Origin of the sequence: Desulfovibrio sp. UIB00 (genome assembly GCF_022508225.1) — a bacterium.
GTDB lineage: Bacteria > Desulfobacterota > Desulfovibrionia > Desulfovibrionales > Desulfovibrionaceae > Desulfovibrio.
The window spans coordinates 85,008-105,760 of the sequence record NZ_JAETXJ010000004.1 but is presented as its reverse complement, the minus strand read 5'-3'; the positions used below and the strand labels follow the sequence as shown (position 1 = coordinate 105,760).

The window sequence follows — 20,753 nt, the reverse complement described above, 5'->3', positions numbered from 1 at the left end:
GCGATAAAACACAAAGCCCCGCATCAGCGGGGCAGACGACAAGGATAAGATCATGGCTGAAAAGAAAGCGATTCTCCTGATGCTGCCTTCCGTTGCGCTCAGCGGCGCATCCGAAGCGCTGGACAAGCTGAAGAAAAAGGCCGTTCTGCTGGCCAATGCCGAACACGCTGGTCTGGAAGCTCTGGCCCTCGAACTTGGCGGCAAAAAGGTTGAAGCTGCCGCCCTTGAAGGCACGGAAGACGCGCTGCTGGTGGTGCAGGGTGATGAAGCCGCTCTTGCAGCCGCTCTGGAAGCCGCCGACCGCCGCACCCTGGTGGTGGTTGCCGCCGCTGACGGCGTGGCCTTCTATGGTCTGGCTGTGGACAGCAAGGCCGGGGCCGTTGCCCGCGCCGTTAACGCGCAGGATATTGCCGTTACCATTGCCACCATTGCGGATCTGCCCGTCAGCGCCCAGTGCACCGGCGGTATCATTTATCAGGCAATGAAAAATCCCAACCTCAAGCTTGATGAAATCAGAAAGCTCAAAGAAGCTCTCGTGCGTATGGAATCGGTTATCCAGCGTGATAACCGCGAACCCTGGGACAAGCACGACTGCGCCTAAATTTCTTGCCGCTGTGACCGCGCCTGCCGTGTGGGGGCATGGCTTGCGCGGTTATCTGGAACCGCAGCCGTGCTGCGGTTCCGACCAATACCTTCCTCCAAGCGCCTGCGGGGATTGAGCTTCATGTTCAGTCTCCGCAGGCTGTTGTTTTATCGGCATGCGGGCAACCTAAACCTGTTTAACGCAGCTTTGCTGCTGATAAAAATTTGCAATAACTGTTGATTGTGATTTTTTTTATGTGACAATTAAAATATAGCTATATGTATGTGTCAATGGTTCGCATTATTGTATTGTTATAACGGCTTGTTGTAGCGTAACTATTTGTATTTTGTGCTGCATTGTTGCCTGTGTACTTGTTATTTTCTGATAAATTTGAAATCATTAAAATGAAGTAATCAGAAGTGCTTTTGAAATTATGGCTGTTATTTTTTTTGATAATAGTCAGCATTTATTATTAACAGCGTATCTGCAAATAATAAATGAAGAAGTAATTGTGCCATTGATAGTGTCATGCAAAGTCACGGTAGGCTGAGTATACCGCGAAAGTTTGCCAGGTCTGAATGCAAAGTAGTGTGCGATTGTGCATTTAAGTTTGACAATTGGGGGATACATGAAATTTCTCAGAACAATTGTTGACTTTTTCTGGAGGGCATCTCTACGGTTTAGATCTGTTCAGCCTGGTAAAATATTTGTGGTCGCACAAAGGGACTTTTTGTTGTTGCGGCTCTTTTTTGTAGACAGACAACGCCAGCTTGAAAACGTTGCCTGTGACGTTCTTTATATTTCTCCACAAAAAATATTGCTCAAATCAAACAAGAGTTTTTTGCCTGATGTTCTTAAAGGAGAGCGCTGTAGTCTGTATGTGAAAGTACCTCATGCAATAGCTGAAAAATATCTTGGAATTTCATATCCTGCTATCAGGCATGGTTTTATTTTTAAAACACGGATCATCACAAATCATATAGATACTGAATCAAAGCAGTGCATTGTTGAAGTTTCCATGCCTAAAACATATGTGCAGCGTGATCTTCAACGACATGAGCGCGTAGGTCTCACGCCTCTGATGCTCAAAAAAATTTCTCTGTGGATTTGCAACAAGCAGTTGCCTAAATCTGTGAATGATCTGGATGAGACGCGTTCTGGATTTGTGGGTGAAAATATCTGTTCTGCTGTGCATGTGGTTAATATGTCCGCAGGCGGATTAAGAGTGCAACTTGATAATCTTAAGGGTTATGAAAATCCCCGCAGTGAGTTAAACAAACCAGTTGTGTTGCATCTTGTATTGTACAAGACCTCGCGCAAGGAATTGTCAGTGTGGGCAGTATGTTCTTGCGTCAAAGTCCATTTCAGCTCGAGCCTGAAAATACTGACCTTTTTCTTGAAATATGTGCGGGAATGGGATGATCCAGATGCGGGAGGCGTGGGCTGGAAGGCCATCGACCATGACGGAATCTCAGACATTGAGTCCTGGGTGGACAACGACTATTGTATGCTGCTTGATAAAAAACATATGATTTCTGATGAGTTATGTCGCTGTTTTGGTCTTGATCCTGCCAGCATGCATAAAAAATCCCGCACGCCGTTCATGACAGGCATGCGGGATAAGCAAAAATAGCTTCCGGTATTGCAGATAATAGCCTTCTAGCCGTGCAGTTTTTCACTCCCACCGGACATTCTGCGCATCTTGCGTTGCAGGGTGCGCAGGTTCAGCCCCAGCTCTTCCGCAGCTTTGCCCCTGTGCCAACGGCACTTTTCAAGCGCCTGCCGGATCATGCGTTCTTCAAGTTGCAGCACGGCCTGATCAAGGCTGATGCCCTGGGGCGTGTTAAGCAGCAGGTCGGCCCGTCCGGCATCCCCCAGCGAAAGAAGAGCCTCGTCACCAAAGGCGAGGTAACGGTCAAGAAAGTTGTGCAGTTCACGCACGTTGCCGGGCCAGTCGTACTGCTCCACGGCGAGCCGCACATGGGGCGGCAGAATAAGGTTCAGGCCGCGTTTTTCAAGCCAGGCCTCCACCAGCAGGGCAATGTCGCCGTGACGTTCGCGCAGGGGCGGCAGGGTGATGGAAAGCACGTTGACGCGGTAATAAAAATCGGAGCGCATGGTTTTTTCGCGCACCATTTTTGCAAGATCCTGGTTGGTTGCGGCAATGAGGCGGAAGGATGATTCCTTGGGCGTATTGCCGCCCACGGGGGTATACATCTTGTTTTCAATGGCCCTGAGCAGCTTGACCTGAAGGTGCAGCGGCAGCTCGCCTATTTCGTCCAGAAACAGCGTGCCGCCATTGGCCGCGCCTATGTAGCCCTCTTTATTGGCATGCGCGCCGGAAAACGCCCCTTTCACATGCCCGAAAAATTCACTCTCCAGCAACTGCTCTGGGATTGCGCCGCAGTTTACCGGCACATAACGGCCCTTGCGCCCGCTGTATTCATGAATGCTCTTGGCGGCAAGGTCTTTGCCGCAGCCTGTTTCACCGTAAATGATGACGTTTGAATCGGTTTCTGCCGCTTTGAGAATCTGGCTGTATACGCGGCGCATGGGTTCGCTTTTGCCCACAATGTTGCCCAGACCGTAAAGATTGATAACAGAGGTTCGCAGCTCGCGATTTTCTTCGCGCAGGGCCATTTCCTGAAATTTTTGCTCGCTCACGTCCATAATCAGGCCTTCGAGATACCGCAGAACGCCCGAATCGTCGTAGACGCCTTCCCCCTGATCCCACAGCCACTTGACGCGCCCTGAGGGCAGCAAAAGCCTGTACATGACCTGATACGGCTCATGGGCGACAATACTGTCGCGTATGGCTTTGCGGCTGGGGCCGAGGTCATCGGGGTGGGTCATCAGTTCGATGGTGTTGTGGTGGTCAAGCACCATGTCTTCGGCTGGCACCCCCAGCAACTCGTAGCTGCCACGGCTTACAAACTCCAGTTCATACTGAAGATAATCACTTTCCGGCGCGTCGATATTGAGAACGCGGCACCGATAGGCCATGCCCGGCAGGTGATTGAGCAGGCGGCGATAGCTTTTTTCCACATTAATGGGGGGAACTGGGGGCGATGAAAGCATGTGGCGGCAACCTTGCAAAAAATGTCGTTTGTCGCGACACAAATGTCGCTTCCGGGCCGGGATACTAGCTGCATGTGCCATAAAACACAAGCGCGGATGGCGTTGTAAGGCCAAGGGCAATCTGATGGCACTATTAGTGCAATAGGCAGGCCAAATCGCGCGAGGGCAGGGTGCTCTTGCGTTTTTTCAGCCTGGAGGCTTTGAAATGTCACATGAACTCAGTGTTTCTCTCTGCCGCCGTGGCGGCAAGGTGGATCTGGATCTGGAGAGCGGCGCGTTTGGCGTGCTCACCATAGACGGTGAAAAGATACCGCCTGAAGAACGTTCCGGCACGGCCAAAAAGCTCCTGGCCGCCTCTGCCCTGTACTGCTATTGCGCCGCTTTGGACAAGGCCCTGGATACGCGCAATGCCAAGTACGACAAAATCGAGGCCAAGGCCACGCTGCACACAGGCACCGATGATCTGGGCCGGGGCCGGGTAACGGGCATTGATATCGATGTTACCGTGCATCTGGATGAAGAGTACGAATTCATTTTTGACCGTGTGGAAAAGATCATGCGTCAAGGCTGCCTGGTCACGGGTTCGCTGGAGGCCGCCTTCCCCGTGAAGTACAACCTCAGGCTCGCCGACGACGAGGATTAGGAGCCCGCATGTCCGACCAGAAAAAAAGCATGATCGTTGTGGGCGGCGGCCCTGGCGGTTACACGGCGGCTTTTGCTGCCGCCAAGGCCGGAATGGCCGTAACCCTTGTGGAGTACGCCGAACTTGGCGGCACCTGCCTCAACAACGGCTGCATACCCACCAAGACCATCAAGTCGTCTGCGGAAGCTCTTGAGATTGCCCAGCAGGCCGTGCAGTTCGGTGTCAAGATTGAAGGCGGCGTCAGCATTGACCCGCAGGCCGTCTACGAGCGCAAGGAGCGTGTTTGCGCCACCCTGCGTTCTGGTCTTGAAAAGACCTGTGCCGCCCTGGGCGTAACCCTGGTGCGCGGCAAGGGGCGCCTGCTTTGCGGCGGCGCGGTGGAGGTGACCGGCAACGGCGCAAGCTCCAGCCTGTCAGCGGATTACGTCATACTGGCAACGGGTTCGCATCCTGTGAACCTGCCGGGCCTCACAGCCGACCACAAGCGCATTCTCACCAGCGACGATGCCCTCAAGCTCACCCATGTGCCTGCCTCCATCATCATTGTGGGTGGCGGCGTCATTGGCTGCGAGCTGGCCTGCATCTATCGGGCTTTTGGCTCCGCTGTCACAGTGATTGAAGGGCAGGACAGGATATTGCCCCTGCCTTCGGTGGATGCCGACATCAGCACCTTGCTCCAGCGCGAGATGAAAAAGCGCCGCATTGCCTGCGAACTCGGGCAAACGCTCACCCACGTGCGCGTGGATGAAAACGGCGTCAGCGGCGTGCTTGCGCCGTCGCCCTTTGTGAGCGGCGCGCCAGCGAGGCCCGAACGCCCCATCAGCGCCGAGATGGTGCTTGTCTCTGTGGGCCGCGCCTCCATGACCGCCGGGCTTGGCCTCAAGGAAGCCGGTGTTGCTACGGACGAACGCGGCTGGATTCGCGCTGATGAATACATGCGTACATCCCTGCCCGGCGTGTATGCCATTGGCGATGCCCTTGGCCCCGCGCGCGTCATGCTGGCCCATGTGGCTGCCGCCGAGGCTCTTTGCGCCGTTAACGACTGCCTGACCGGCGGCAAGGGCGCTCCCATGGATTACCGTTTTGTGCCTTCGGCCATCTTCACCTCGCCAGAAATTGGCTGCGTGGGCATGAGCGAGCAGCAGGCACGCGATGCGGGCTATGAGGTCAAAACCTCTGTTGTGCAGGTCCGCGAACTTGGCAAGGCCCAGGCCATGGGCGCACTGCCCGGCTTCTGCAAGCTGGTGGTGGATGCCAGCGACGGCACCCTGTTGGGCGCGCACATGGCTGGCGCGCACGCCACCGACCTTATTGCCGAAACAACTCTGGCTTTGCGCATGGGCGCTTCCATCAACGACATAGCCACCACCATTCACGCCCATCCCACGCTGGCCGAAGCCATTGGCGACGCTGCCCTGCGCATGGAAGAGGAGTAGTATCATGAAAGATCTTGACCAATTGGCTTTGCCCGAAAATCTGCGCTATACCGACGAACATGTGTGGCTGTGCGTGGAAGGCGAAACCGCCACCGTAGGCATCAGCGACTTTGCCCAGGACCAGCTTGGCGAAATCGCCTTTGTTGACCTGCCTGCCGTGGGTACAACCTACAAAAACGGTCAGGAATTCGGCACCGTTGAGTCGCTGAAGTCCGTCAACGCCCTGTTCATGCCTGTTGCCGGGTCTGTGCTTGAAGTGAATGAAACTCTGGAAAGCACGCCCACCCTCGTCAATGCCAAGCCCTACAACGAAGGCTGGATGCTGCGCATCCGCATGGACGACCCCGCCGAGGCCGCAACGCTGGCCGACAGCGCCGCCTACCTCAACCTTTTGCGCAAGGGTTAAGAGGCAAAACGGTGAAAGGCCCTTCCGGCAACGGCCCGAAAAGCGAAAGGGGCGCGTGCAGCACCTCTGCGCGGGATGCGGCATATGTACGCAAAGGGCTTTTTCTCGCTGCGCTGACTGGGGTAATTTTCAGTCTGGATGGCCCTATTCTGAAGCAGGGGCTGGTAAAAGAGCCGTTCAGCATACCTGAATTCTGGCTGTTGGCCCCCCTGTTTGCCGCGGGCTGTCACGACATCAGCGCGGCCTGTCTTTCTCTTGTTCTCAATGTGGCTCAGGGCAAGGGGCGGGAGGTGTTCCGCACCTTTTGCAGCAAGCCCGGCAGGTACTGCATCATGGGCGCTTTTATGGGCGCTCCCCTTGGCATGGGCGGCTATCTGATGGGCGTTTCGTTGGCAGGGCCAGCCTATGCCTTGCCCATTTCCACCCTGTATCCGGCCATCGCGGCGGTGCTGGCGCGCTTTTTTCTGAAAGAGCGCATTTCCGCAAGGGCCATGTGCGGCCTTGCGCTTTGCGTGGCGGGCGCGTTTACCGTGGGCTGGTCTGCGCCCCAGGGCGGCGTGGGCGGTCAGGCCTTTTATCTGGGGTTGGGATTTGCCTTTCTGGCCGCCTTTGGCTGGGCATCGGAGGGCGTGTGCGTAACGGCGGGTATGGACTTTATCGAGCCTGTTGTGGCCCTGAATGTCTATCAGATCGTTTCCAGCCTGTTGTATATGCTGGTGATCGTGCCTGCGGCCTTTGTGCTGCTGGAACGTGGCAACCCCGGCCTGAACGCGGCTGACCTGCTGATGCAGGCTCTTGCCAGCCCCGGTTTGCCTTTTTGCATAGCGGCTGGCCTGGTGGGCTGCGTTTCGTACCGCTGCTGGTACACGGCCATGAACATGACCGGCGTATGCCGGGCCATGGCCCTGAACGTGACCTATGCCCTCTGGGGTATATTGTTCAGCGCCATTTTTACCAACATTACCGTTACCCGTAATCTTGTGGCGGGCGCGGTGGTGATAGTGGCGGGCATTGTGCTGGTTGTCATGCAGGGCAAGGGGCGAACCGCCTTGCGTCAATCGCAGGAGGGGCTGTGATGCGCGTTCGGCTGCCTTTGCGGCTGGCTGTGGGCAGATTGTTGCTGGACGGCGCGCCCCGCACGGCCTGTGATGTGTGCGTCGCCCTGGAGCAAGAATACGCAGGCGAAAGGCAGATCAATGTGGCGAATATTGAAGCTCAGCTGCGAGCCCTCAAAGGCGTGGGTATTGTGACCGTTTGTAACGAATCCAATCAGGGCGGTGCATACGGAATCACCCCGGACGGCAGGCAGCGGGTTCTGCGCAATCTCTAGTGCAAGGCAGGCCGTGCAAAACGGCAAGCCCAGGCAAACCCGGAAAGATCAAACCATCCCCTGCGGAGGAAAGTACGACGTAATTGTCGCCTCCCTTGCGTGGAAAGGTGGGGAGTCGAGGGCATCCCAACAGGTGTTGTTCTTTTATTCCCTAGCATGGCTTGGAAAAAACGGGTACAGCGGCCCGCGCAAGCCCAAAATATGCGCGCCAATGGCGGGTGCGTCACATGTGTCGCAAAATGCGCGTTCATGTCGCAACCTGTGCCGCAACATAGGCATATTAAGTAAAAAATATCCTGTAATAGCTGATGAAAAGCGGTTTTTTGCAGGAGTTGTGAAAAATGGTATATATTATGCAAAATGACTCACAAAGAATTTCGAAGCACGCGCAACCATCCCGGCAGCCCATTGGCAGCTTTCAGGGGCGTTTGGCTTCTTTTGCGAACCCGGACGGCAGACCGGGACATTTAACAACTCTCACCAAGGAGTGCAGCCGTGCAGCAAACCGATGACTGTGCCTGTTCCGACGCTAAAATAGCAGTCAGGGATCTAACGAAAATGTATGGGGACCTTACCGTTCTGGACAAGGTCAACTTTACCATCAAGCGCGGAGAGCTGGTTTGCATAGTCGGGCCTACGGGATGCGGCAAGACAACCTTTCTCAACTGCATGTCCAAACTTACGGAAACCACCTCCGGCAACATCTACATTGATGGTGAAGTGGCAAATCCGCGCAAGCATAACCTGGCCTTTGTGTTTCAGGAACCAACGGCTCTGCCGTGGCTCACAGTGGAAGAAAACGTGGCCTACGGCATGCGCATAAAAAAGGTTCCGCCCAAACAGCTCAGGGAACGTCTTGATATGATTCTGGAGATGGTGGGGCTGGAAGATACGGCCAAGCTGTATCCCAACCAGGTTTCGGCCAGCATGATGCAGCGTATCGCCGTGGCGCGCGCCTTTGCCGTGAACCCCGATCTGCTGCTTATGGATGAACCCTATGGACAGCTTGACGTGAAGCTGCGCTTCTATCTTGAAGACGAGCTTGTGAAGCTGTGGCAGACCCTCAAGAGCACCGTGCTTTTTGTTACGCACAACATTGAAGAAGCCGTGTATGTGGCTGACCGTATCCTGGTGCTGAGCCCCAAGCCCACCAAGGTGAGGGCGGAAGTGGTTGTTGACCTGCCGCGCCCGAGGGATTTCAGGGATCCGCGTTTTGTCGAACTTCGCCGCCAGGTCACAGACCTCATCCGCTGGTGGTAGGAAAAAGGGACAGCTTATGCAATGCAATGAAAAAGTAACCTACCGCAAGCCCATGAGGCTTCGCATCCTGCCGGTTTTGAGCGTTTGTATTTTTCTTGGCGTGTGGCAGATGTGCGTTGGCCCGGCTGACAGTAACGACTGGCGTATTCCCAGCACGTTGCTCAGCTCGCCCTACGACATATTGAGCCTCATGGTCGACAAGCTCACCAATCCCGCTCCTGACGGGGCAGTGCTGCTGGAGCATGCCTGGACAAGTATGCAGGAAGCCTTTTTGGGCTATGTGCTGGCCCTGATTGTGGGCCTGCCCCTGGGCCTTGCGATGGGCTGGTTCACCACGGTACGCGGCCTTGTGCGCCCCATATTTGAAATCATCCGGCCCATTCCGCCGGTTGCCTGGATTCCGCTGACCATTTTCTGGTTCGGCATCGGTCTGCCCGGCAAGGTATTTATCATCTGGCTTTCGGGCATCGTGCCGTGCGTCATCAATACATATACCGGCGTGCGCATGACCAACCCCGTGCATATCCAGATGGCCAGAACCTATGGCGCTTCCGACTGGCAGATATTTACCTCCATCTGCGTTCCCTCCGCGCTGCCCATGGTGTTTGGCGCCTTGCAGATCGCCCTGGCCTACTGCTGGGTGACCCTGGTTGCCGCTGAACTGCTGGCCGCAGACAAGGGCCTTGGCTATCTCATCACCATTGGCCGCATGCTTGGCCGTACCGACCTTGTGATGGTGGGTATGGTGAGCGTGGGTATTGCTGGCGCCATCATCGGTTTCATCATTGACAAGATCGAATCCCGGCTGCTGGCCGGCATCAGGAGATAGCGCCATGCAGTCTTCCTCGGCGTCCAACGGGCAGACCCAGAGCGTCTGCAATGAAACCATCAAGAACACGAAAAAGTACGAGTTTTCGCTGATCCGTGCCCTCAAGAGCGAATACTTCTTGTACATCGTTTCGCTGGTATGCTTTTTCGGCCTGTGGCAGTGGGCTGCCACGTCCAACGTGTTCGGCTACAGCAGCGCACTGGCCACGCCCTTTCAGGTGGTGGAAAGCCTGCACGACCTGAGCGTCAACAAGCTCTCCGGCCTCGGCCTGCTCGAACATCTGTGGATCAGTACGCGCCGCGTTATCATCGGCTTTTTGATCGCCGCTGGCTTTGGCATCCCGCTGGGTCTGTTCATGGCCTTCAACGAAACGTTCCGCGCCATTGTGAAGCCCATTTTCGACATGTTCAAGCCCATGCCGCCCCTGGCCTGGATTTCTGTGGCCATTCTGTGGTTCGGCATTGGCGAAGCACCCAAGATTTTCATCATCGTCATTGGCTCCTTTGTGCCGGTGGTGCTCAACTCTTACAGCTGCCTGCAACTCATCGAACCCGAATTTTTCGATGTGGTGCGCATCATCGGCGGCAAGCGCTGGGACGAAATCCGTCTTGTGTGCATTCCCGGCGCGCTGCCCGCCATTACGGCAGGTTTGCAGATCGCCATGTCCAGCGCCTGGACATGCGTTGTGGCTGCGGAGCTTGTGAATTCCCGTTCCGGCCTTGGCTACATCATTGTGCAGGGTATGAAGCTGTCCGACCCCGGCATGATTATCGGCGGCATGCTCATTATTACCGCCGTGTCGCTGGTGTTCACCCTGGGGATGGATCTGCTGACCCGCAAGCTGTGCCCCTGGCAGCGTGAAATCGAGAATCTTTAGAGAGCCAAGGAGCTGAACGTGAAAGACACGCAGCCAAAAATTGTCTGTGACAATATAAGCAAAACCTTCATCCAGAAGGGAACCCAGGTGGTTCCGGTTCTGGAAAACATCTCCCTTGAGGTGCGCGATCAGGAGTTTCTGGTCATCCTCGGGCCGGGCCAGTGCGGCAAAACAACCTTGCTGCGCATCCTCGCCGGGCTTGAATCGCCTTCGTCCGGCGCGGCTTATCTGGACGGCAAGCAGATTGTGGCCCCAGGCCCGCAGATCGGCCTGGTGTTTCAGAGCTACAAGCTCTTTCCGTGGAAGACCGTGCGCCAGAACGTGGAAATCGGCCTTGAAGTACGCGGGCTTGAGCCTGCGAAGATCCGTGAGATTTCCAATCACTATCTTGGCATGGTGGGTCTGCAAGGCTTTGAGGATTACTATCCTCACCAGCTTTCGGGCGGCATGAAGCAGCGTGTGGGCATTGCCCGCGCCTATGCTCTCAACCCCGAGGTGCTGCTGCTTGATGAACCCTTTGGTCAGCTTGACGCCCAGACCCGCTTTTTCATGGAGCAGGAGACCGAGCGCATATGGCACATGGACAAGCGTACCATGATTTTTGTGACCAACAACATTGATGAAGCCCTGTTCCTCGCCGACCGCATCGTCACCATGGAAGACAAGCTGCCGGGGCATGTGCACACTTCGTATGATGTGCCCCTGCCGCGCCCGCGCGACACCATGGATCCCGCGTTCCTTGAACTGCGGGCCAGAATTACGGAAGAACAGAAGCTTACGCTCTAGCACTGCGCACAGCAGCAAGGGCCGCGCCGTACATGGGTGCGCCTGCCAGCGGTACGGCCCTTGCCGCGCATGCGAGAGCATGGATTTCTCGGCAAACCTGTATGCACTTGCCGAGGTTGCCCAAGTGGTTTGTTTGAAGGTTTAAGCAGTTGAAAGGTTTTTTGTAAAAGCGGATCTGTCCACTAACCAATTAGGAGTCATGCATGAGAAAACTGCTTCTGGTCGCGCTTCTGCTTTGCATGGGCGCTGTCATCTGCGGCGGCCCCGTCGCCACTCTGGCAGCCGACAAGCCCGTTGAAATTTCCACCTGCTGGATGGACGAATCCCCGGGCTTCAACATCTGGTACGCCAAGAAAATGGGTTGGGACAAGGAAGAAGGCCTGGACATCAAGATGTTGCTGTTCAACAGCGGCCCTGCCCAGATGGAAGCCCTGCCCGCCAAGGAATGGGTGCTCGGTTCCACGGGCGTTGGCGGTCAGCTGATCGGCGGCATCCGTTACAATATCTACTCCGTGGCCCCCATCATCAGCGAAGGCGAAGTGCACGTGCTTTACCTGCGCCCCGACAGCCCCGCCGCCAAGGTCAAGGGCTACAACCCCAAGTATCCCAACGTGTACGGCAGCCCTGAAACCGTCAAGGGCATGAAGATTCTGTACACCTCCCAGACCACCGTTCACTATATGATCGGCAAGTGGCTGAGCATCCTTGGCCTTACCGAAGCCGACGTGACCCTAGTGAACATGGAACAGCCCTCTGCCGTGCCTGCTTTTGAAAAGGGCATTGGCGACGCCGTGTGCCTGTGGGCGCCCTTTACCTTTGTGGCTGATTCCCGCAAGTGGCAGCGCGCTGGCTCCATGACCGATATGGACTGCATCACTGTGTCTTCGCTCGTGGGCGACAAAAAATGGTGCGATGAAAACCCCGAACTGGTTGCCAAGTTCCTGCGCGTGTACCTGCGCGGTTCCAACATGCTGCGCGAAGAAGGCCCCAGCCCCCGCATCATCAAGGAATACCGCCAGTACATGAACGAATTCGCCGGTATCCGCATGACAGACGAAGAAGCCAAGCTCGACATCCAGATTCACCCCCGCTGGTCTTATGAAGAAACCATGGCTCTGCTCGACAGATCCAAGGGCGAATCGCAGGCCGACAAGTGGCAGAATTCTGTGGCCGACTTCTTTGGCAGCATCAAGCGCTTCTCGCCTGCTGAAATCAAGAAGTTCAAGGACGCCCAGATCAATACCGACAAGTTCCTGAAGCAGGTTCAGCTGCCCATTCCCAGCTGGAAGTAGCTCCTCCCCCACGGACACGCGCCGGATGTAAATCTGGCAGTACCGGGCCTGTTCTTTGCCTATTGCCGGGCAGGAACAGGCCTTTCATTTTTTTATGACATGGCAAGGGGGTTACAGGAGATTACAGAGAATGGCTGGGCATGCTGGAAATGGCAGTAAGTGACCGTGTGCGGGGGGCAGGGCAGAACGACCTTGCCCCCGGGTACTCTTGTGGAAAATTGCTGTGGAAATTGTTGTTGCGGGAATTGTGCGGGTATCCGGTCTGCGATCTGCGATTGGTCTGATCGCTGATCATTTGCCTTTATCTTCAGCTCCACCATCCGGAACGGAGGTGGTCACAAGGCCCACATCCTTGATGCCAGCGCCGCGCACCCTATCCATCACGCTCATAACCATGCCGTAGGGAACATCCTTGTCGGCCCGAACAAAGAGCTGCCGCCCGCTGTCCTTAACCCGCGCGCCCAGAGCATCCGGCAGATTGTCCATGTCTGTTTCCTGCTCGTTGAGAAACAGCGCGCCGCCATTTTTGACCGTCAGGATAACGTGGTCGTCATCCGTGGGCAGCACTTCGGAGGTCTCCACCTTGGGTAGGGCAACATCAAGCCCTTCGGTCATCATGGGGGCTGTGACCATAAAGATGATCAGCAAGACCAGCATCACGTCCACAAAGGGCGTGACGTTGATGTCGGCAACAAAATCGTCGTCGGCGGAAGATGCGGCCATGATTAGCGCTCCTCTGAAAAGGCTATGCCGTCAGCGTGTTGCGGTGCTTCGTGTTGCAGGCGATTGAGCATCTGGCCTGCAAAGTTGATGCATACGCCCTCAATATGGGCCAGCTTGGCGCGGAACACGTTGTAGCCGCACACGGCGGGGATGGCCACAAACAGGCCCACAGCGGTGGCGATGAGCGCTTCGGCAATGCCGGGCGCGACTGTTGCCAGCGAAACGCTCTTCATCTGGGCAATGGCGGTGAAGGAATGCATGATGCCCCACACCGTGCCGAACAGGCCGATAAAGGGGGCAGTGTTGGCTGCGGTGGCAAGCAGAGCCAGAGAAGATTTGAGAACGGCGATTTCTTCCGCCACGGCAAAGTGCAAGGCCCTGCGCACATTGTCGTTCAACAGGCGGTCAACGTCGCCCGTGCGGGAAATACGGTTGAATTCGCGGATGGCGCGGCGCGCAATGCCAAAAAGGGGAGAGTGTTTGTCATTTGCCAGCACTGGCAGCGCCCGGCTCAGTTCCCCGGCCTCGTCAAACGCCGCCAGCCCCGCCTGCGTGCGTTGCTGGGCGGTGCGCAGCAACATCCATTTGCTGCACATATAGGCCCAGCTTGCCACAGACATGCACAAGAGCAGCGCCAGCACGCACTTGGAAACAAATGTTGCCTGCAACACCGCCTGAATCATGGAATCCATTATATCCCCCAAAAGAATATGAAATTGAAATTCAAAGCTATAGTGTGGTAGTACGCTGCGCAAGCTTTGTCAACATGACAGCGATAAACTCAAGCAAAACTGTATAATGTTTAACATGTTATCTGCTGATGCTGAAATCGACGGGAAATTCCACCACGCACATCACAGGTTTGCCGCCCACCTTGCCGGGGGCAAAGCGCCAGCGCTGTACGGCTTCAAGGGTTTCTTCCTTGAAGTGCTGCGTTTCCTTGCCCGGCAGAACCACGGCGCGCACCACCTTGCCCTGGGCGTCAATGACGGCCCGCACAATGACGGTGCCTTCCTTGCCAATGCGTTTAGCCGCAGGCGGGTAGTTGGGTTTTACCCGGTGGATGGGCACTGGCGACTGATCCCACTGGTTGAAGCCGTATACCGAGCCAGCGCCCTGACCACGCCCCTGATGCATGCCAAGCCCGCCGCCGCTGCCGCCGCCCTGTCCTCCATCGTTTCTGCCGCTGCCCTGAGCTTCGGCGGCGCTGCCTCCGGACTCACTATCCGGCCCCTGCCGGGCTTCACTGCCCAGTGAGGGCGGCGGTGTTTCCATGGGGGGGCGGTCTTCTGTTTTGGCCGTGAGCCGTTTTTGCTGATGCTCCTTTTTGGGCGGACGCTTTGGCTCGCACTTTTTTTTGAGTATCAGATCCGGCTGTTCAACTGGCTGCTCGGCCTGCGGCGTTTTTTTGTCCTTGGGCCGTTCTTTTTCCTCAACCGGGGCGTTGCGCTCCTCCCTGGCTGTGGCGGTGGGATCAGTGCCTTTGGTGGCCGAGGCTTTGCTTGCACCTTGCGTGGCAGTGCCCATGCCCATGCCCACAAGGGAAACCCGCATGGACGATTCTCCGCCGCCAGAGGCCTGCAAGGGAATGCCCCACAGACATATAAATAGCGCGGCGTGTACGCCCAGCGAGAACAGCATGCCTCTTTTGTGCGTTTTCCGGGATGCGGCAGAAGCAGCGCCCAGTTTTTGCGGATTGATGCGCCGCAGGGTGGGGCGCGCCGCCACAGGGCCAGCGGGGGGCAGATGCTGGTCTTCGCTCTGGGCGGAAGCTTTGAGCAGTTCGCGCAATTTGGCCGACTGCGGCTGGCAAAAGACCTCACGCACTGGCCCCTGTTCCACGCATTTGCCCTTGTCCAGCACGAGCACCCGCTGGCAAAAGCCTTTCACCAGTGTGAGATCATGGCTGATAAAGATCAGCGACATGCCAAAGCGTTGCTGCAAGCCGCGCAGCAGTTCAATGATCTGAAATTGCAGCGCCCTGTCCAATGATGAGGTGGGCTCGTCCAGCAGCAGTACGCGGGGGCGCAGCACAAGGGCGCGCGCAATGGCTACGCGCTGGCGTTCACCGCCGGAAAGTTCGTGCGGAAAACGGCTGGCATATGCCGGGGAAAGCCCCACATCCCGCAAGGCCTCAAGGACGCGCTGCGGCCTGTCCTGCACTCGCGGGGCGTGCACACGCAGACCTTCCTCAACGAGGTCATGCACGCACATACGCGGATTGAGCGAAAGATAAGGATTTTGAAAGACCACCTGGATGCTGGCGCGCAGGGGCGCCATTTGCGCATGGGTCAGGTTCTGGATTTCTTTGCCCATAAGGAGAATTCCGCCACGGCTGGTCACAAGCCGCAGCACTGCCAGGGCCAGACTTGATTTGCCTGACCCGCTCTCGCCCACAATACCCAGGCATTCGCCCTGATGCAGGGCAAAGCTTACGTTGTCCAGCGCTGTATAGGGCGGCTGCGCACGCTGGAAAAGCCGCGTTTTCGGGCGGCAAAAATCCACGCTCAGACCCTGCGCCTCCAGAATGGGGCTGCCGCCATGCCGGGGGACGTCCTCGGCCCACTGACGGCTGCCTGTGTGGAGCAGGGCGCGGGTGTATTCGTGCTGTGGGTCTGCAAAGAGCGAGGAGGACGACTCCACAATTTCGCCGTGGCGCATCACGTGAACCGTATCCGCAAAGCGCCGCACCATGCCCAGATCATGGCTCACAAGCAGCAGGCTCATGCCCAGTTCCGCGCGCATGTCGCGCAAAAGCTCCAGAATGGCCTGTTGCACGGTGGCGTCCAGAGCCGTTGTGGGTTCATCCGCAATAAGCAGGTCGGGCTTGTTGGCCACAGACAGGGCAAGCATGATGCGCTGCCTTTGCCCGCCGGAAAGCTGGTGCGGGTAGGCCCCGTAGCGTTCCACAGCATGGTCGAGCCGCACAAGGTCAAAGAGATCCAGCACTCGCGAGCGCACCTGTTCTTCGCTCAGGCTTTCGTGCGCGCGCAGGCATTCGGCCACCTGATCGCCCACGCGGTGCAGGGGATTGAGCGCGGCCAGCGGATCCTGAAAAACCATGCCGATTTTGCGTCCGCGCAGGGCCATGACGGCCTTGTCCGGCAGGCTGAGCACGTCCTCGCCCTTAAACAGAATGCGCCCCTGGGTTACGTGCGCCCCGCCGGGGAGCAGACGCACGATGGAACGGGAGGTGAGGGTTTTGCCCGCGCCGCTCTCGCCCACAAGGGCAACGCACTGGCCTTTCTCCACACTGAACGAAACATCGCGTACCGCTGTGCCTCTAGCTGCGCTAAGGCCTACCGGGGCGGATACGCCATTTCCATTTTGCGCATTGCCTCTTGCATCAGCTCTGGCAAAGGCCACATGCAGGTTTTGAACGTCAAGAAGGCTCATGCCTGCTCCCTCCATGTGTTTTGCGTGTTCTTTGCGTCTGCCGTTCCGCCGCTCAAAAACACGCCGGGGTCAAAGGCATCGCGCAGGCCCTCGCCAATGAAAACGAGGCAGGTCAGCATGCCCGCAAGGGTAAAAAAGGCGGCAAGGCCTATCCACGGGGCAAAGAGGTTGTTTTTGCCCTGCACCACCAGTTCGCCCAGCGAGGGGTATTCCGGCGGCAGGCCAAAACCCAGAAAGTCCAGTGATGTCAGGGTGACGATGGAAGCATTGACCAGGAAGGGCAGAATGGAGATCAGGGCCACAACAGCGTTGGGCAACACATGGTGCAGCATGATGCTTTTATCCGGCACGCCCAGCGCGCGGGCCGCCCGCACGTATTCCATGTTGCGCGCCCGCAGGCTCTCGGCCCGCACCACGCCCACCACGCGCATCCAGCTGAAGGCCAGCATGAGGGCAAGCAGCGCCCAGAATCCCATGGTCATGACGCTGGAAATGATGATGATGAGGTACAGCACGGGAATTCCGCCCCACACCTCCATGAAGCGCTGAAACAGCAGGTCTGGCAGCCCGCCGTAATAGCCCTGGGCAACCCCTGCGGTCATTCCCACAGCGCAGCCGAAAAAAGAGAGGCACAGACCGAACAGTACGGAAATGCGGAATCCATAAAGCAGCCGCGCCAGTATGTCCCGCCCCTGATCATCCGTGCCCAGCCAGTTGCCGTGCCCTGGCGGCGCGGGAAAGGTCGTGCCTTCCTGCCGCGAAATGGTGTTGAAAGAATAGCGCACCGGGGGCCACAAGGCCCAGCCGCGCTCCGCAATGGCGGTCTGGATGAATGGGTCTGCAAAGTCGGCGGCAATGGGCAGGTCGCCCCCAAAGACGCGCTCGTCAAGAGTGTGAAACATGGGAAAGTAGAGCCGGTTTTCATAGCTCACCACCAGAGGACGGTCATTGGCCACAAACTCGGAGCACAGGCTGGCGGTAAAGCACAGGCAGAACAGGCACAGGCTGACGAATGCCCGGCGGTTGCTGCGGAACGTCTGCCATCTGCGGCGTGTGATGGGGTTCATGCCTTGCTCCTCCCGCTGAAATCGATGCGGGGATCAACCTTTGTCATGGTCAGATCTCCAATGATGGACGTCACAAGGCCGATGAGCGTGAAAATGTAGAGCGTGGCGAACATGACGGGATAATCCCGCTGCATGGCGGCCTCAAATCCCAGCAGCCCCAGCCCGTTGAGCGAGAATATGGTCTCTATCAACAGCGACCCGGCAAAAAACATACGCACAAACGCGCCGGGCAGCCCGGCAATGATGATCAGCATGGCGTTGCGAAACACATGCCCGTACAGCACGGTTCTTTCGCTCAGGCCCTTGGCGCGCGCTGTTTCAACATACTGCTTGCTCAGTTCGTCCAGAAAGGAATTGCGGGTCAGCATGGTGAGCCCGGCAAAACCGCCGATGGTCATGGAAAGCACGGGCAGGGCCATGTGGTGCATATAGTCCAGCACCTGCCGCCAGAAGGGCAGGCTCTCGTAACCAAGGGTGTGCAGGCCCCGCAACGGGAATATCTGCCAGTAGGAGCCGCCCGCAAACAGCACGATCAGCAGCACGGCAAACAGAAAACCGGGGATGGCGCTGGCCGCCACCATGACGGCCCCGGTGGCGAAGTCAAAGGTGCTGCCCCGGCGCACGGCCCGGGCTATGCCGACGGGTATGGACACAAGGTAGATGAACAGGGTGCTCCACACGCCGATGCTTATGGAAACAGGCAAGGCGTTTACAAGCAGCCCAGCTACGCTGTCTGCCTTGAACAGACTTTTGCCGAAATCAAACATGGCAAAGTCGCGCAGCATTTCCACATAGCGGGTGAGGATGGGCTTGTCGAAGCCATAGAGCTTGCGGATGGCGTCCAGCGTTTGCGGGTTAAGCCCGCGCGCGCCGGAATAGGCACTTTCAGCAGTATCTGCCATGCCTGCTGCGGGCAGGTCGGCTCCGGCGCTGCCCACCCGTTCCATATAAGCGCTGCCGCTGCCTTCCAGCATGGCGATGAACTGCTCCACGGGCCCGCCGGGCGCAGTCTGCACGATAAAAAAGTTGATGGTCAGAATGCCCAGCAGAGTCGGGAATATCAGCAACAGACGGCGAAGAGTGTAACGCAGCATCAGCGCGCCTCCCTGTAGGTTTGCACAGCGGCGGCGGGCACAGCCTGCGGGGGCGGCGTAGCCCCGGTTGCCGGAACATGCCACGCCATGATGTCCACGCCTTCATTGTCTTGCTCTGCTGGCGGGGTGATGCGGTCTTTCCACCATGCAATGCGCATGCTGCCGCTGTACCATGCGGGGATGACGTAGCAGCCGTGTTGCAGCAGCCTGTCCAGCAGTGCGGCGCGGGTGTGCAGATCCTCGCGGGTGGGGGCCGCCACCAGTTCGTCCACCAGCGAATCGATCACAGTATCGCGTATGCCCGCATAATTGCGCGAACCCCGCGCCCCGGCAGCCGCTGAAGACCAGTAGTTGCGCTGCTCGTTGCCGGGATTGGACGACTGCCGCACCGTGGCCTGAATAAGGTCAAAGTCGAATGCCCGCACGCGGCTGACGTACTGGGTCTGATCCACCAGCCGTACGTTGAGCGTGATGCCAAGCCTTTTGAGCGTATTGCGAAAGGGCGTGTACACGCGCTGCATGGAGGGCGAACTGGTCAGGATGGTCAGGCTGAAGGATTGGCCCTGAGCGTTGAGCATCTCGCCGTTTTGTATGTGCCAGCCGGCTTGTTCCAGCAGATGCAGGGCGGCGCGCATTCTTTGGCGCTCGGTATCGCGCCCGCCAGCGGGCTGCGCGGGCAGCGGGCCGAAAACTGCGGGATCAAGTCTGTCGCGCCAGCGCTCCATGAGTTCAAGCTCCCCGGCGGAAGGCAGGGGCTGCGCCGCAAAGGGGGAGCCAGTGAAAAAATTGCTGTAGCGCGTGTAGGCATTGTAAAAGAAGGCGCTGTTCATCCAGTCAAAATCAAACAGCAGGTTCAGCGCCTGACGCACGCGCCTGTCCGCCAGTGCCGGGCGGCGGGTGTTCATGAAAATGCCGCCCATGCCCATGGGGCTGGCATACTCCTGAAGCTGTCGTGTAATGCGTCCATCGCGCACGGCGGGCACATTGTAGGCATTGGTCCAGTCCTTGATATTGCTTTCGCTGTAAAAATCCGCTTCTCCGGCAAAAAAGGCTTCGCGCGCAACGGAAACATCACGGTAATAATCCACCTGAACCGTATCAAAATTGTAGCGGCCCTGATTGACGGGCAGGTTTTGCCCCCACCAGTCATTGCGGCGCTCGTAAATGAGGCGCGAGCCCATAACGCTGCCTGTGAGGCGGTAGGGGCCGCTGCCGGGCATGATGTCCGTCTGCGGGTCGCCCATATTGCGGCCTTGCCACCAGTGGGCGGGCAATACGGGCATCTGGCAGACAATGAGCGGCAGTTCGCGGTTGGTGCCGGAGGCAAGCTTGAAGATGACCTCATGTTCACCCGTAATTTCCACTCCTTGCACCTGTTCGTAATAAGAGCGGTAGACGGGCGAGGCCTGCTTGATGAGGGCTGTGAAGGTAAAGGCCACATCCTGCGCTGTAACAGGGACGCCGTCAGAAAACCGGGCTTGCGGACGCAGGCGCACACGCAGGGTTGAGCGGTCAGGCGAGAGGTCAAAGCTTTCGGCCAGCAGCCCGCGCATGATGAATTCCTGCGTACCGCGCTGGCTCACGCCAAGGGTTTCGTAAGTCAGGCCAAGCTGCGCCGCGCTGACGCCACGGGGGCTGAAGGGATTGAAGCTGTCGAATGTGCCAATGGCGCTCAGGCGGAGCCTCCCGCCCTTGGGCGCGTCCGGGGTGACGTGGGCAAATGGCGGGAGAGAGTCGCTTTGCTGCGCATCCTCCCACAGACCCAGAACCTCATGGGGCGCGCCCAGGGCGGGCGAAACTGTGACGGCGGCCAGCAGCGCCGCGCGCACGCCAGCCCTGAGCGCAGCAAGAATGCCGCGCAACGGCCTGTAAGGCGGGCGATTCATGGCTGGGTGACGTGGAATGGCGGCTGCCGCTGCCGTTTCAGCATGCATGACGTGGTGGCTCCAGATG

At 57.6% G+C, this 20,753-nt stretch carries 19 protein-coding genes; 12 read left to right on the top strand and 7 right to left on the bottom strand.

Annotated features, from left to right (window positions below):
• Window positions 1-52 precede the first annotated feature (52 nt).
• A complete protein-coding gene (locus tag JMF94_RS08325; RefSeq protein ID WP_240824665.1) occupies window positions 53-601 on the top strand; it encodes a hypothetical protein in 549 nt (182 codons plus the stop codon).
• A gap of 610 nt (window positions 602-1,211) precedes the next feature.
• Window positions 1,212-2,216, top strand: coding sequence for a hypothetical protein (locus JMF94_RS08320; RefSeq protein ID WP_240824664.1), 1,005 nt, complete (start codon window positions 1,212-1,214; stop codon window positions 2,214-2,216).
• 26 nt (window positions 2,217-2,242) lie between these two features.
• On the opposite strand, the gene JMF94_RS08315 is transcribed toward JMF94_RS08320, so the two are convergent.
• The gene (locus JMF94_RS08315; protein ID WP_240824663.1) at window positions 2,243-3,661 is read right to left on the bottom strand and encodes a sigma 54-interacting transcriptional regulator; all 1,419 of its coding nucleotides are present in this window, start codon (window positions 3,659-3,661) and stop codon (window positions 2,243-2,245) included.
• Between the two features lie 205 nt (window positions 3,662-3,866).
• Between JMF94_RS08315 and JMF94_RS08310 the strand changes: the two genes are divergently transcribed.
• From JMF94_RS08310 to JMF94_RS08265, 10 genes are all read left to right on the top strand, one after another.
• On the top strand, window positions 3,867-4,304 hold the full coding sequence (locus JMF94_RS08310; RefSeq protein ID WP_240824662.1) for an OsmC family protein: 438 nt from the start codon (window positions 3,867-3,869) through the stop codon (window positions 4,302-4,304).
• Window positions 4,305-4,312: 8 nt separating this feature from the next.
• Window positions 4,313-5,740 (top strand): dihydrolipoyl dehydrogenase, encoded by a 1,428-nt coding sequence (lpdA, locus tag JMF94_RS08305; RefSeq protein ID WP_240824661.1) that lies wholly within the window; start codon window positions 4,313-4,315, stop codon window positions 5,738-5,740.
• A 4-nt stretch (window positions 5,741-5,744) separates the two neighbouring features.
• Entirely contained in the window at window positions 5,745-6,146 is a 402-nt protein-coding gene (gene gcvH / locus JMF94_RS08300; RefSeq protein ID WP_022658546.1) for a glycine cleavage system protein GcvH, read from the top strand.
• An 11-nt stretch (window positions 6,147-6,157) separates the two neighbouring features.
• Complete coding sequence (locus tag JMF94_RS08295; RefSeq protein WP_240824660.1) at window positions 6,158-7,222, top strand: DMT family transporter; 1,065 nt, start codon at window positions 6,158-6,160, stop codon at window positions 7,220-7,222.
• Window positions 7,219-7,476: a transcriptional regulator gene (locus tag JMF94_RS08290; RefSeq protein ID WP_240824659.1), complete on the top strand. Its 258-nt coding sequence runs from the start codon at window positions 7,219-7,221 to the stop codon at window positions 7,474-7,476. Before JMF94_RS08295 ends, JMF94_RS08290 begins: the two co-directional genes overlap by 4 nt.
• A gap of 558 nt (window positions 7,477-8,034) precedes the next feature.
• Window positions 8,035-8,736 (top strand): ABC transporter ATP-binding protein, encoded by a 702-nt coding sequence (locus JMF94_RS08285; protein ID WP_022658549.1) that lies wholly within the window; start codon window positions 8,035-8,037, stop codon window positions 8,734-8,736.
• A 16-nt stretch (window positions 8,737-8,752) separates the two neighbouring features.
• Entirely contained in the window at window positions 8,753-9,565 is an 813-nt protein-coding gene (locus JMF94_RS08280) for an ABC transporter permease (RefSeq protein WP_240824658.1), read from the top strand.
• Between the two features lie 4 nt (window positions 9,566-9,569).
• Entirely contained in the window at window positions 9,570-10,442 is an 873-nt protein-coding gene (locus JMF94_RS08275) for an ABC transporter permease (RefSeq protein WP_240824657.1), read from the top strand.
• 12 nt (window positions 10,443-10,454) lie between these two features.
• Window positions 10,455-11,228: an ABC transporter ATP-binding protein gene (locus JMF94_RS08270; protein ID WP_240824819.1), complete on the top strand. Its 774-nt coding sequence runs from the start codon at window positions 10,455-10,457 to the stop codon at window positions 11,226-11,228.
• 203 nt (window positions 11,229-11,431) lie between these two features.
• On the top strand, window positions 11,432-12,520 hold the full coding sequence (locus tag JMF94_RS08265) for an ABC transporter substrate-binding protein (RefSeq protein ID WP_192111468.1): 1,089 nt from the start codon (window positions 11,432-11,434) through the stop codon (window positions 12,518-12,520).
• A 291-nt stretch (window positions 12,521-12,811) separates the two neighbouring features.
• Here JMF94_RS08265 and tolR read toward each other — a convergent pair whose 3' ends face one another.
• The 6 genes from tolR to JMF94_RS08235 all read right to left on the bottom strand — a co-directional run bounded on the left by tolR (window position 12,812) and on the right by JMF94_RS08235 (window position 20,734).
• Window positions 12,812-13,243 (bottom strand): protein TolR, encoded by a 432-nt coding sequence (gene tolR, locus JMF94_RS08260; protein ID WP_240824656.1) that lies wholly within the window; start codon window positions 13,241-13,243, stop codon window positions 12,812-12,814.
• A 2-nt stretch (window positions 13,244-13,245) separates the two neighbouring features.
• Window positions 13,246-13,935: a MotA/TolQ/ExbB proton channel family protein gene (locus JMF94_RS08255; RefSeq protein WP_240824655.1), complete on the bottom strand. Its 690-nt coding sequence runs from the start codon at window positions 13,933-13,935 to the stop codon at window positions 13,246-13,248.
• A 118-nt stretch (window positions 13,936-14,053) separates the two neighbouring features.
• A complete protein-coding gene (locus JMF94_RS08250) occupies window positions 14,054-16,639 on the bottom strand; it encodes a dipeptide ABC transporter ATP-binding protein (RefSeq protein ID WP_240824654.1) in 2,586 nt (861 codons plus the stop codon).
• Complete coding sequence (locus JMF94_RS08245; protein ID WP_240824653.1) at window positions 16,636-17,706, bottom strand: ABC transporter permease; 1,071 nt, start codon at window positions 17,704-17,706, stop codon at window positions 16,636-16,638. The genes JMF94_RS08250 and JMF94_RS08245 overlap by 4 nt, the downstream gene beginning before the upstream one ends.
• Window positions 17,703-18,800: a microcin C ABC transporter permease YejB gene (gene yejB / locus JMF94_RS08240; protein ID WP_240824652.1), complete on the bottom strand. Its 1,098-nt coding sequence runs from the start codon at window positions 18,798-18,800 to the stop codon at window positions 17,703-17,705. The genes JMF94_RS08245 and yejB overlap by 4 nt, the downstream gene beginning before the upstream one ends.
• Window positions 18,800-20,734 (bottom strand): extracellular solute-binding protein, encoded by a 1,935-nt coding sequence (locus JMF94_RS08235; RefSeq protein WP_240824651.1) that lies wholly within the window; start codon window positions 20,732-20,734, stop codon window positions 18,800-18,802. Before JMF94_RS08235 ends, yejB begins: the two co-directional genes overlap by 1 nt.
• Between the last annotated feature and the right edge of the window lie 19 nt (window positions 20,735-20,753).